Annotated in this window: 12 protein-coding genes; 9 read left to right on the top strand and 3 right to left on the bottom strand. The window is 72.8% G+C overall.

Annotated features, from left to right (window positions below; translation table 11 throughout):
- Nucleotides 1-28: 28 nt before the first annotated feature.
- Entirely contained in the window at nucleotides 29-1,006 is a 978-nt protein-coding gene (locus tag O7601_RS05005; protein ID WP_281565079.1) for an ArsA-related P-loop ATPase, read from the bottom strand.
- Nucleotides 1,007-1,032: 26 nt separating this feature from the next.
- Nucleotides 1,033-1,629, bottom strand: a complete 597-nt coding sequence (locus O7601_RS05000) for a hypothetical protein (protein WP_281565078.1) — start codon at nucleotides 1,627-1,629, stop codon at nucleotides 1,033-1,035.
- A 326-nt stretch (nucleotides 1,630-1,955) separates the two neighbouring features.
- On the opposite strand from O7601_RS05000, the gene O7601_RS04995 reads away from it, so the two are divergent.
- The 7 genes from O7601_RS04995 to O7601_RS04965 all read left to right on the top strand — a co-directional run bounded on the left by O7601_RS04995 (nucleotide 1,956) and on the right by O7601_RS04965 (nucleotide 9,908).
- Entirely contained in the window at nucleotides 1,956-2,450 is a 495-nt protein-coding gene (locus O7601_RS04995; RefSeq protein ID WP_281565077.1) for a hypothetical protein, read from the top strand.
- 44 nt (nucleotides 2,451-2,494) lie between these two features.
- Nucleotides 2,495-2,650: a DUF4177 domain-containing protein gene (locus O7601_RS04990; protein WP_013736319.1), complete on the top strand. Its 156-nt coding sequence runs from the start codon at nucleotides 2,495-2,497 to the stop codon at nucleotides 2,648-2,650.
- 5 nt (nucleotides 2,651-2,655) lie between these two features.
- The gene (locus tag O7601_RS04985) at nucleotides 2,656-3,117 is read left to right on the top strand and encodes a RidA family protein (protein WP_281565076.1); all 462 of its coding nucleotides are present in this window, start codon (nucleotides 2,656-2,658) and stop codon (nucleotides 3,115-3,117) included.
- A gap of 112 nt (nucleotides 3,118-3,229) precedes the next feature.
- Complete coding sequence (locus O7601_RS04980) at nucleotides 3,230-4,057, top strand: MBL fold metallo-hydrolase (protein ID WP_281565075.1); 828 nt, start codon at nucleotides 3,230-3,232, stop codon at nucleotides 4,055-4,057.
- Nucleotides 4,054-7,641, top strand: coding sequence for an adenylate/guanylate cyclase domain-containing protein (locus O7601_RS04975; RefSeq protein WP_281565074.1), 3,588 nt, complete (start codon nucleotides 4,054-4,056; stop codon nucleotides 7,639-7,641). The genes O7601_RS04980 and O7601_RS04975 overlap by 4 nt, the downstream gene beginning before the upstream one ends.
- A 223-nt stretch (nucleotides 7,642-7,864) precedes the next feature.
- Nucleotides 7,865-8,401 (top strand): hypothetical protein, encoded by a 537-nt coding sequence (locus tag O7601_RS04970; RefSeq protein ID WP_281565073.1) that lies wholly within the window; start codon nucleotides 7,865-7,867, stop codon nucleotides 8,399-8,401.
- Between the two features lie 31 nt (nucleotides 8,402-8,432).
- Nucleotides 8,433-9,908 carry a serine/threonine-protein kinase gene (locus O7601_RS04965; RefSeq protein WP_281565072.1) on the top strand — a complete coding sequence of 492 codons (1,476 nt, stop codon included), beginning with the start codon at nucleotides 8,433-8,435 and terminating at the stop codon, nucleotides 9,906-9,908.
- Between the two features lie 13 nt (nucleotides 9,909-9,921).
- Here the strand turns inward: O7601_RS04965 and O7601_RS04960 are convergent, their stop codons facing one another.
- Nucleotides 9,922-10,257 (bottom strand): hypothetical protein, encoded by a 336-nt coding sequence (locus O7601_RS04960; protein ID WP_281565071.1) that lies wholly within the window; start codon nucleotides 10,255-10,257, stop codon nucleotides 9,922-9,924.
- A 185-nt stretch (nucleotides 10,258-10,442) separates the two neighbouring features.
- On the opposite strand from O7601_RS04960, the gene O7601_RS04955 reads away from it, so the two are divergent.
- On the top strand, nucleotides 10,443-11,384 hold the full coding sequence (locus O7601_RS04955) for a transporter substrate-binding domain-containing protein (RefSeq protein ID WP_281565070.1): 942 nt from the start codon (nucleotides 10,443-10,445) through the stop codon (nucleotides 11,382-11,384).
- On the top strand, nucleotides 11,381-12,523 hold the full coding sequence (locus tag O7601_RS04950; RefSeq protein WP_281565069.1) for a hypothetical protein: 1,143 nt from the start codon (nucleotides 11,381-11,383) through the stop codon (nucleotides 12,521-12,523). Before O7601_RS04955 ends, O7601_RS04950 begins: the two co-directional genes overlap by 4 nt.
- The last annotated feature ends 14 nt before the right edge of the window (nucleotides 12,524-12,537 follow it).

Raw genomic sequence — 12,537 nt, 5'->3', positions numbered from 1 at the left:
CGCGCGCCAGGCCGAGGTGAGGTGTGAGTCAATCGCCCTGGACGAGGGTGGCGGCGAGCACCTCCAGGCCGGCGCGGTCCACCCCGTCGGGCAGCAGCGGTAGTTCGACCAGGGGCACGCCGAGGTCCACCAGATCGGTACGGAGCGAATCCTCCAACTCCCGGCGGATCATCAGGTCCCGCGCCTCGTGGTGCAGCCCGCTGACGATCCCCGTGCTGGCGGTGAGCCCGGCCGCGCGCAGTCCCCGTGTCAGTTCCGCCTCGGTGACCAATCGTCCGGTCGGCAGCGGCGCCCTGGTCCCGTTGACGATCACCCGCCCCACGCCGAATCCGAGCGAGGTCAGCTCGGCGATCGCGTCGACCGTCTCCTGTACCGGCATCTCCTCCAGCAGCGTCACCACGTGCACGGCGGTCATCGGTGAGCGCAGCAACGCGGAGACTCCGTCGCTCTGGGTCTTGATCGGCCCCATCTTGGCCAGCCGGGCGGTCTCGGCGGTGACGTTCAGAAAGCGCCCGATCCGGCCGGTGGGTGGCGCGTCCAGCACCACCGCGTCGTACACCCGCCGCTGGTCGACGGTGCGGGTGGTGGCCTCCTTGACCTTGCCGGTGAGCAGCACGTCGCGCAGACCGGGAGCGATGGTGGTGGCGAAGTCGATCGCACCGAACTTGCGCAGCGCCCGGCCGGCCGCGCCGAGCTTGTAGAACATGTCGAGGTATTCGAGCAGGGCCTCCTCGGCGTCGACCGCGAGCGCCGACACCTCGCCGCCGCCGGGGGCGTCGGCCAGGTGTCGCTCGGCGTACGGCAGCGGTTCGGTGCCGAAGAGCTGGGCGATGCCCTGTCGCCCCTCCACCTCGACCAGCAAGGTGCGTCGACCACCTGCGGCCAGGCCCAGGGCCAGCGCGGCGGCCACGCTGGTCTTGCCCGTGCCGCCCTTGCCGGTCACCACGTGCAGGCGCGCGGGCCAGTCGATGCCGGCCCGGTCCGTCGATCGCTGCGCTGCTCCCACCCGTCGAGCCTATCCATCCGGCGTGCTCAGGCGACCTCGCAGACCCACCAGCCGGTTTTACGGATCACCGTGAAGCGCAGATCCTGATCGGCGATCTTCTCATCGGCCGTGGTGACGGTCACCGTGGTGGTGACCGTCGCCCGGTCGCCGGTCTCGTTGTCCACGGTCGGGGTGTCCCAGCGGAACCGGGGATTCTGGTAGGTCGAGACATATTCCTCGACCTCCGACACCTTGGCCTGGATCTTGTCCCGGTCGCGCGCGGCGGTGCAGACCAGATCCGCCGCCTTGGCGGCGTCCCGGTCCTGGTAGATCGCGGTCAGGAAGTCGTCGACCGCCACCGACGGATCGGGTGCGCCCTCGCCCGACTCGGTGTTGCGCAGGGTGAGGAAGGCGGCCACCCCGCCTCCGGCGCAGAGCAGCAGCACCACGGCCAGCGTGAGCGAGGCCAGCAGTGGCCCGCGCTTACGCGACGGTCCGGTCGGCGAGTGCTGCGGCCGATATCCGCCCTCGGGCGGCGTGGGCGGCGCACCGTGGCCGGTGACCGGTGGCGGGGGCTGGGCCGGTGAGCCGGCCGGCGGGAGGTCGGTGGGGCCGGTCGGGCCGCCGGCGGGTGGCTGGGTCATCGGTCCCCCCGGGTGCGGCGCAGCACCGCGTCGAGGCGGTGCGCGTGGGATCGGGTGGCCGGGCCGGGCGCCCGTCCAGACCGGAAGGGTAGCGGTCCGCGGTCCTGCTGCGGAGAGCCCGGTCTGTCCGGTACGGCGATCGCGATCAACTTTTCGCTGGTCGGGTGTCGCAAATGTGACCGAACGCGATCGGGCGCGCGCGTCCTGTTGATGGGACCGGTGCCCCGGTCCTACGGTCGCTCCGGCACGCCCCGGCCCGGGCCGGGCGGATGGGTCCCGGACCGGTGGGCGACGCCTTGACCAGGTACGACGCCCGGAGGCAGTGCATGCGCGACACGGACAACACCCCCCGAGCCCAGTTTCCCGCCGGGTTGTGGCGGGGCAGCCGGACGGCTGGCGGAGAATCCTCCGGCCGGCTGCCAGTCAACGAGCGGTCGTATCGGCGCCCCGTCGACCCGGTCACGAGTGCCGAGCCGACCGGCGGGCGGGAGGAGGACGGCCCCGGGTACGTCATTCACTTACCCATTCGGGTGACCGATCTGGCCGCCGCCACCGCGTTGGCCGGTCGGCTGGCCACATCGCTGAACTTCCTGCTCGAACTCGACGCCGGCGAGACCGAGGTGTCGACCGCCGACGACCAGAACAACAGGCACCGGGTCTTCTGCGACCTGCTGCTGCCCGACCGCACGCGCTGCCCCCAGCCCTACGAGCATCCCGGCCCCTGCGGCGAACTGTCGCCGGCAGCCGAGCAACGGGCCGTTCCCGAGCAGTGGCCCGATGCTGAACAGCGTCCCGCGTCCCGGCCGTCCGGCGGACCGTAGGCTGTGTCGCGAAGTGTCCATGCCACCGAGGGAGCCCTTCACCGATGCAGAAGTGGGAATACGCCACCGTCCCGCTGCTGGTCCACGCGACCAAGCAGATCCTCGACAACTGGGGTGAGGACGGCTGGGAACTCGTCTCCGTCGTGCCCGGGCCGAACCCGGAGCAACTCGTCGCCTACCTGAAGCGCCCGAAGGCATGAGTGCCGTGGCCAACGGACCCCACGCCAGGCTGGCGGAACTCGGTCTGGAACTGCCGGAGGTGGTGCCGCCGGTGGCGAGCTACCTGCCGGCGGTGCAGTCCGGGCAGCACGTGTACGTCTCCGGGCAGCTGCCGATGTCCGAAGGCAAGCTGCTGGCCACCGGCAAGGTCGGCGCCGGCGTCTCCGCCGAGCAGGCCAAACAGCTGGCCCAGCGCTGCGCACTCAACGCGCTCGCCGCGATCGACTCGCTTGTCGGTCTGGAGAACGTGGTAAAGGTCGTGAAGCTGACCGGCTTCGTGGCCAGCGCCGCCGGCTTCACCGGGCAGCCGGGCGTCATCAACGGCGCGTCGGACCTGTTCGGAACCGTCTTCGGCGAGGCGGGACGGCACGCCCGGTCGGCCGTCGGTGTCGCGGAACTCCCGCTGGACGCGCCGGTGGAGGTCGAGGTCATCGTCGAGGTCTCCTGACCTGCCGCGATCTTGCAGTTTCCGACCGGACGAAGACCTCTAACGAGGACGAATCGGGGACCGGAACTGCAAGATCGCGGGGCTGCGTTCGTGGGGTCGTACGATCGCAGCCATGGGAGGGCATGTGACGGGGGCGGTGACCGCACTCGCCAGCGAACTGCCGGACTGGGCGGCGCTGCTGCGGGCACCCAACCCGGGGCCGATGACGCTTGACGGCACCAACACCTGGCTGCTGCGGGCCGGGCCCGGTGAGCCGGCCGTGGTGGTCGACCCGGGACCGGCGGACGAGGCGCACCTGGCGGCGATCGTCGCGCAGGGGCCGATCGGGCTGGTGCTGATCACCCACGGCCACCCGGACCACACCGAGGGCTCGGCCCGCCTGCACGACCTGCTCGATGGAGCCGCCGTTCTCGCCGCTGACCCGGCGCACACCATCGGCGGTGAGCCGCTGACCGGTGCGGGGCCGGACACGAGCGGCTTCGGCCTGGAGATCCGCCTGCTCGCCACCCCCGGGCACACCGCCGACTCGGTCTGTTTCCTGGCCGAGCGGAACGGCCAGCGGGTGGTGCTCACCGGTGACACGATCCTCGGCCGGGGCACCACCGTCGTCGCGCACCCGGACGGGCATCTCGGCGACTACCTGGCCAGCCTGGAGCTGCTCTCGACGTACCGGGGAACACCGGCGTTGCCCGGGCACGGCCCGGCGCTGGCCGACTGCGGCGCCGCCGCCGAGTTCTACCTCGCCCATCGCCGTGCCCGCCTGGACCAGGTCCGCACGGCACTGGACGCGGGCGCCCGGACCGCGGCCGAAGTGGTCGCGGCGGTCTACGCCGATGTCGACCGGTCGCTGTGGTGGGCGGCGGAATGGTCGGTGCGCGCCCAACTCGAATACCTGGGCCGGGAATCCGACGGCGGCGGCGCGAGGTTGGATCCAGCGTGACCTGCCCGGTGTGCGGAACCGTCGCCGTGCCCGGCGCCCGGTTCTGCCACAACTGCGGCGCCGCGCTGCCGGCCGCCGCGACCCTGCCGGCAGCCGAGCGCCGGGTGGTGACCGTGCTCTTCGGCGACCTGTCCGACTTCACCTCCTGGTCGGAGGATCTCGACCCGGAACGCGTCGGCGCGGTCACCGACCGGGTGCTGGCCGCGCTGGCCGGGGCGGTCAAGACCTTCGGCGGGCACGTCGACAAGCTGACCGGTGACGGGATCATGGCGGTCTTCGGTGCTCCCGTGGCGCACGAGGACGACGCCGAGCGGGCGGTACGCGCCGCGTTGTCGATGCAGCGTGCGGTGCGCCGGGTGCTCGACGACGAGCGGGGCGGCGGCGCGCCGCTGGGATTGCGGGTCGGGCTCAACACGGGTGACGTGATCGCCGGCATCCAGGCCGCCATCGAGTACACCGTCATCGGCGACACGGTGAACACCGCCGCCCGGCTGGCCGACGCCGCCGCCGTCGGTGCGGTCTACGCCGGTGGGCGTACCGCCGCGGCGACCCGGCACGTCGCGAGTTGGCGGGCGCTGCGACCGCTGCGGCTCAAGGGCAAGCGCGAGCCGGTCGAGGCGTACGAGCTGCTCGGTCTGCTGGACGCGCCCGGCACCCGCTCGGGTCTGGGCGACGAGGCGCCGTTCGTGGGTCGGGAGACCGAGATCGGCCGGGTGGCGGGCCGGCTCGCCGAGGTGATCGACCGTGCCGAGCCCCGGGTGCTGCTGATGACTGCGGAGGCGGGCATCGGCAAGTCCCGGTTCGCCGCCGAGGTGGAACGCCTCGCCGCCGGCTACGACGTCGGTCCCGGCCGGTACGCGGCGCACACCGGCGCCCGGGTGCTCTCGGTGCGCTGTGCGGCGTTCGGCGAGCGGCGTCGACTGGCACCCCTCGCCGATCTGGTGCGCGCCGCGACGGGATTGCCGAACGACGCCGCGACCGCGGTCACCCGGGCAGCTGTGGAGGAGCGGCTGCGTCGGCTCGGACAACGGCTCAACCGGGTCCGGACGGAGCCGGCCCCGGTCGCCACCGACCAGCTGCTGGCGCTGCTCGGGTACGCGGAACTCCCCGCCGGTGGCCCGACGGACCAGGGCGAGTGGAGCACCGCCCAGACGCCGGCCGACGTCGACGCGGTGCCCAACGCGGTGGCCGACCTGCTCAGTGCGCTCGCCGAGGAGGCGCCGCTGGTGGTGATCGTGGACGATCTGCACGACGCCACCGCGGAGACCATCGGCGCGTTGGAGGTCACGCTGTCCCGGCTCGCCGGTCCGGTGCTGGTGCTGCTGCTCGGTCGACCCGAACTGGTCCGTACCGCCGGCACGTTGGCCCGGGTATCCGACGCCGAGGTGCAGCCGCTGCCGCCGTTGCGTGGTGCCGACGCGGCCCGGTTGCTGACCAGTTACCTCGGCGGTGGGCGGCTGCCCCAGGCCGACGCCGACCGGTTGCTCGCCACCGCCCAGGGCAACCCGTTCTACCTGGCAGAGCTGGTCACCCTGCTGATGGAGCGCGGGGCACTCACCGCCGGAGCACGCAACACCTGGCGGCTGGCACCGGGCTCACTGGGCAGCCGACTGCTTTCCCGGGACCTCGCGGCGGTGCTCGCCGCCCGGATCGACGCCCTACCGGCGGAGGCCCGCTCGGTGCTGCGGGACGCCGCGGTGGTCGGCGACACCGTGCCCGACGGTGCGCTGGAGGCGTTGCGGGAGCAGCGCACCGCCAGTGACGGCCGCCCGGCCGCCGTCGCCGCCGTCGAGCTGGAACGAGCCGTGGAGGAGTTGCTGCAACGCCGGATGCTGCACCGCACCCGCAGCGGGTACGCCTTCGCCACCCCGCTGATGCGGGAGGCCGCGTACTCCGGGATCAGCAAGGCGGAGCTGGCGGAACGGCACGCCGCGCTGGCCCGCTGGGCGGCTCCGGTGACCGAGGACGCCAGTCCGAGCGGCATCGGGACCGGCCCGGGCGGCTTCCCGGAGGCCGCCCGGGACGACTTCGTGGCCGAGCACGTCGAGCGGGCCACCGCGCTGGCCGACGCGGTCACGCTACGTCCGGACGCGCCGGCCCGGGCGGTCGCGCCGCTGGGCGTGGCGGCGCTCGGCCGGGCCACCCGCCGGGCCCTGCACGCGGGAGAGCCGGCACTGGCCGTCGAGTACGCCGAACGCGCCGCCGAACTGGCCCGCGACGGAATTCCCGCGGTCGACCGGGTGGCGCACGCCCGGGCGCTGCTCCAGGTCGGTCGGGCCACCGACGCGCTGGCCTCGGCCGAGAAGATCGCCGCGAACGTGGGAGACCCGGCGACGCGGGCCAGCGCCCTGCTGCTCGCCGGGCAGGCCCAGCAGGTGATGGGTGATCTACGGCGGGCCGAGTCCTGCTGGCGGGAGGCGCTTCAGGTGGCCGGCGACGCCGACCTGCCCACCCTGCGTGCGTCTGCGATGCGCCGGCTGGGCATGACCGACTTCCTGGTCGGCCGGCTGGGCCAGGCCAGCAGCCGGCTGGCGGCGGCGTACCAGGTGAGCCTGGGTGCGGGGGACCGCCGGGGGCAGGCGTGGTCGTTGCAGAACCTCGCGTGGGTGACCACCACCCGGGGCGACTTCGCCGGCACGGACGCGGTGCTCGGCCGCGCCGCCCGGCTCTTCGCCGAGCTGAAGGACCCGTACGGACGGGCGTGGCTGCGCGGCACCACCGCCTTTGCCCGGCTGCTGGCCGGTCGGTTGCGGGAGGCGCGCCGGCTGGCCCGGGTCTTCCTGCCGTTCGGTGAACGGGTGGGTGAGGCGTGGGCGGTGGGTACCCTGCGGGCGGTCGACGCGTACGCCAACGCCGAGCTGGGCGAGTTGGTCGATGCTGACCGGGAGGCCCGGCGGGCGTACCGGGACTTCGCCGCCGCCTCGGACGACTGGGGGCAGGGCTTTGCGCTTGTGGTCCGGGGCGTGGTCGCCCGAGGGCTGGGCGAGCCGGAGCACGCCGCGGACCTGCTCACCGACGCGCTCGCGTACGGTCACCGGACCGGTCACCCGCTGCTCACCGGGATGGCGGGTACGCTGCGCGGCTTCGTCGCCTTGGAGATGGGTGACGTGGCCGGCGCCGAGCGGCACGCCCGCGCGGTGCTCACCACTGTGGAACCGCACAATCCGCAGGCACCGGCCCAGGTCGCTCCCCGGGTGCTGCTGGCCACCGCCCGGTTGGCGGCCGGCGACTCGGGTACCGCGGTCGGCCTGCTCGCTCCGGTCGCCACGATGGCGGCCACCACCCCGTCCCTACTCTTCTCCCGCCGGCAGTCGATGGCGCGTTACGCCTCGGCCCTGCTCGCTCACGGCCAGCGCGAACAGGCGCTGGACTGGGCCCACCGAGCGGTGCGGGTGCAGGCCGAGGACGTCCGCAGCCAGGTGGTCGCGGCGAGCGTGCTGGCCGAGGCGCTGGCCGCGTGCGGCCGGCCGGCGGAGGCGAAGGCCAGCGCCGAGGACGCCGTCCGGCTGGCGTACGCCACCGAGCAGCGCAGTGAGCGGGCCGCCGCGGAGGCGCTGCTGAACCGGCTGCGTACCCCCGGCTGACCGCACCCGCCCGCGACGTCGGCGTGCCCCGCCCTCGGCGGCGCTGCCGCTGTCGCCCGCTGTCGAGGAACGGGCCGGGTGCTCTCGGCCCGATCCGTCCGGTGGATCGGTGGCCGGTGCGAATCTGACGGTTTCGGGGATGTGGTCGGTCGGGGCTGGCCGCTAGCGTGACGGGTGCACGCGGCCGTCGCTGTCGTCGGTCGCGCCGTCGAGGGGGGCGAAGATGAGGCTGCCGCGTTCGGTCGCGGGGTGGACGATCGCGGTGTTCGGCGTGCTGGCGCTGGTGATGGGGGCGGTCGGCCTGCTCTGGCCGGAGGCGCTGCTGCGGATGCTCGGCTTCGAGATCCCGCAGAGCCGGGCATCGGGCGATTACACGGGTGTCTTCGTGACGGCCTCCTCGATGGCCTCGTTCAACATGGGGGTCTACTACCTGCTCGCCGCAGCCACCGAGTGGCGCGCCTTCTACCGTTTCACCGTGGTGTTCCGGCTGGTCACGTTCACGGTTTTCACCCTCGCGGTGCTGGCCGACGTGGCACCTGGGCGGTTCTTCGGGGTGGCGGCCTGGGAGGGCCTTGGCGCGGTGGCGACCGCCGTCGGGCTCTGGTGGGACGCGCGGCGGTCCGCTGGCATGACGGGTCGGTCCGGCGTGATCGCTCCGGCGGGCGGGAACGGATCGACTGCGGACGAATCGGATCAGGAAGACGACCGGCGCGGTGCCGGAACGTCGGGTGTGGGGCCGGCCACCGATGCGGTTCGCTGAGCGGCCGGCAGAGTTCGGTATTTTCGAGATTGTGACCGACACCCCGCCCGGCGCCCTGCCGACGCCCATCGTGCCCGGTCTGACTGATTTGCAGGTCTTTGCCCGGGGTGGCTACGCCACGGTCTACCGGGCGACGCAGATCTCGGTGGGCCGCGAGGTCGCCGTCAAGGTGGAGAACCGGACCCTGGCCAGCGACCGGGACCAGGCCCGTTTTCTGCGCGAGGCGCGTGCCGCCGGTCGGATGTCGTCGCACCCGCACGTGGTCGACCTGTTCGACGTCGGGGTCACCATCGACCAGCACCCTTACCTGATCATGGAACTCTGCGACGGCTCGTACGCCGAGCGGATGCGCAACTCACCGCTGGGCGCCGTCGAGGCCCGGGATCTCGGCGTCAAGATCGCGGACGCCATCGCCCACTCACACGCGGCCGGGGTCCTGCACCGCGACGTCAAGCCGGCCAACATCCTCCACTCGCACTTCAACCCGGCGGTACTGGCGGACTTCGGGCTCGCCGTGGTTGCCGAGATGCGGGACGCTTCCGTCGCGCTGGAGGTGCTCACCCCGGCGTACGCGCCGCCGGAGATGTTCAGCCACAGTCCGCCCTCGCCGGCCGTCGACGTCTACGCGCTCTGCGCCACCCTCTACGCGGTCATGCACGGTCGACCGCCGCGCTGGCAGAGCGAGCGCAACCCGAGCCTGGTGACCGTGTTGGAGATGTTTCACCAGCCGATTCCCGGTCTGCCCGGCATCCCGGAGGATCTGGTCGACGTGCTGCGTGCCGGCATGGCCAACGATCCCGGCGACCGGCCGTCCGCCGCGGAACTGCGCGACATGCTCAGCAACCTGACGCTGGACGGCTCGGCCGCGTCCAGCGGCGGGGCGAACGCCGCGGCGGCACCGATCGGCGGCGCTGCCGCCAGTGGCCAGGATGCCGGCCGTGCCGCCCCGCCGGCCAGGGACGGCTCCACCGAGCGCAGCCGTCGCCGACGCTGGTTCCTCGGGGCCGCCGGGGTGGTCGCCCTCGCCGCCTCGGCAGGTGTCGGCGCCTGGGCGGCCGGTGGTGGACCGTCGCCACAGCCGAGCATGCCGGCGCGCCCGGCGGCCACCGGGATGCTGCGCCCGGGCTGTGCCACTCACCAGGAGGTGCTTCCCGCGGGTGCCCAGTGTGCCGCGGAGTTGGAGTGCTTCGGGCCGGTGCAGGTGCGTGGCCAGCGGGCCGAGGCCAGCCGAATGCCCTGCGACACCCGGCACACCTGGGAGAGCTACGCCCAGGGGAAGTTGCCGGCCGCGCTGGCCGATGCCGGCCACGACGAGATCGTCGCGGATCCCGGAGTGCGCCAGATCTGCAACGAGGAGACGTTCCGCCTGGTCAGCGGGATGCGTCAGGCGGCGGGATGGAATCTTGAGGTGCTACCGCCGGCTGACGCGGACATCGACCCCACCTACCGGTGCCTGGCCGGCCGGGGCCTCAACGGCCTAGCCTCGCCCACGCTCACCAGCGGCTGACCCCCGAGGGCCGTCAGCGCGCCCGCCGATCGCGTCGATGCCGATCCCGCAGCGCGCGGACCGCCTCCCGGTCGCCCAGGGTCTCCAGGGTGTCGGCATCGATGCCGGGCGGCTCGATGCCCGGCCCTACGGGCGGCTGCCCGCGATCCGGTCGAGCGTCCCCGTCCCGCTGCCGAGCGGCGGTGACGGCCACCCCCGCGACGGTGGCGAGCAGAACGCAGAGCAGTGCCCCCGCGACGCCGAGCAGATCCTGCCGGCGCCCCACCAGCAGCACCGCGAGCAGCCAGAACGCCGCCAGAGCCGCGGCCACCGCCACGGTCCGCGCGTCGGATACCGGGAACCGTCTCACCCGTCCAGAATGTCGGAGATTGTCGATCTGTCAACAGTAGCCAGCTTCATCATGCGGAACAGCTGACAAACAACAGCTTGCCGAACGAGGAGAGGGCTGTCCGGCCGTCGGCGCCGGGTGGTGGCACCTCGACACGGACGACTACTTTCAGTGCCACACGGAACTCGAAATGTAGCGAGGTGGCCATGACGGTAAGCCTCTCCAGTCCCCGGTGGCGTGCGGCGGCGACGACCGCGGCGGTCGCCCTGACGCTGCTGCTCGGCGCGGCGGCCGGCTGCGACAGCCAGCAGGAGCCGGAACTGCCGTCCGTACAGGAGAAGCTGCGTGAGTCACACATCTGGGGTCAGCCCGTCCTGCGAATCGGGGTGGCGGACGACGAACCGCTGATGGGCGAGATACGCGACGGCAACCACATCGGCTTCGACGTCGAGATCGCCCGGTACATCGCCGCCTCCCTCGGCTACGAGGGGGAGCACCGGCTGGAGTTCGTGGCGGTGTCCACGGAGGACCGGATCCCGGCCCTTCAGGGCGGGGTGGTGGACCTGGTGGTCTCCAGCTTCTCGATCACGGAAGAACGCAAAAAGCTCGTCAGCTTCGCCGGGCCGTACTTCGTGACCACCCAGGAGGTGCTGGTTCCGACCCGGCACAAGGACACCATCCGCACCATCGAGGACCTGCGGAATCCGAAGTACCGGATCTGCACCAGCGGCGGCTCCACCACCGAGGCGGAACTGGAGAAGAATCAGGTCCGCACGCTTGTGGTCAAGGACGTCTGGGACTGCGTCAAGGGAATCCGCGCCGGCAAGTACGACGCGGTCAGCTCCGACGAGACGATCCTCGCTGGCTTCCTGGCCCGCTACCCGACCGAGTTCGAGATCGTCGACATGCCGTTCGGCACCAGTGAACTGCTCGGCGTCGGGGTGCCGATCGGGGATCCGGCCCTGCGCGACCTGGTTGCCTACTTCCTCGACAAGAGCTACCAGCAGGGCCGCAGCGGGGAAGCCAGCCCGTGGCTGACCGCGTACAACCGCACGTTGGGGCCGTGGCTGCGGGGCGAGAAGCGGCAGCCGCAACCGCTCGAAGTGCCGAAGCTTGTGGACTTCGACGACAAGGCGCCGCACCGATGACTGCGGCACCCGCCACCGCCCCCGACGAACCGGGCGCCGGCGGTCCACCGCCACCCGTACCGCGGGCCCCCGTGCCGCCGGCCGCCGCGCCGCCTTCGGCGTTGCCGAGCACGGCGGGACGGGCCGAGTCGGCCCCGGGTGCGCTCCGCACGCAGGCCGTCGGCGGCTGGGATCCGGCCGAGCGCCGGGCGCGGGCCAGCCAGTCGTTCTGGACGGCCGTGGTCGGCGTACCGGCGATCTTCTCGGTGCTGCGGCTCGGCATCGAGGCCGGCGGAGAGTTGCAGACCACCTTGCTGCTGGTGGCCAACGTGGGACCGGTCAACCTGCTCGCCGGTTTCCTCACCACGGCCGCCCGCCTGCTCTCCACAGTGCTGGTGGCGGTGTTCGCGCTCGGCGGGGTACTCGCCGCCAGCGGGCACCGGCTGGCCCGCCGACCGCTCTTCGCCCGGTGGATGGAGATCACCCCGGGTTGGTTCGTCGCGGCGAGCTTCCTGATGGCCCTGGTGACCTGGCCACTGCTGTACCTTCCGCTGCTGCTGCCCACCGTTGCGGCGGCCTTCCAGCTCCGTCCGGAACGCCTGCACGAGCGCCCCGCCCTTCGGGTCCTGATCGTCGTCGCGGCGTACGCCGGCTACCTCTGGCTGCTCGTGCCGACGCTGCGCACCGCCGGACGGCAGGGCGAGCCGCTGCCGGTCGTGCTGCTTGTCGTACCCCCGCTGCTGGCTCTCTTCGTCGCCGGTCCGCTGCCCGGGGTGGTGATCCGGCTGCTCGCCCCGGTGACCCAGCTCGCCGTGCTGGTGGTGCTGGTCTGGGCGGCGCTGCCGGTGATCAGCACGCCGGTGCTGCCGCTGACCGTGACCACTGTGGGCGAACCCGGCGCGACCTCCGCCGAGGCCACCGAGGAGATCCGTGGGCACGTGGTGACCACCGACGATGTGAACATGGTGATCCTTCAGGAACGCGGCGGGGTGCGCTATGTGCCGGTCGGGCAGGTACGCGGTCAGGTGCTCTGCCCCTCGGAGGAGGAACTGCCCCGGTACCGGCTGCGCGTCCACGACTTCCACATCGAGGACTCGCTGCTGGAGGGACTGGGCCGCCGGGTACGCCCGGTCCACCGGGTCGACGCCGCCTGCCGCTGATCCCGGGTGACGGC

The organism is Verrucosispora sp. WMMD573 (genome assembly GCF_027497175.1).
GTDB lineage: Bacteria > Actinomycetota > Actinomycetes > Mycobacteriales > Micromonosporaceae > Micromonospora.
This window is presented reverse-complemented; position numbering and strand designations above follow the sequence as displayed.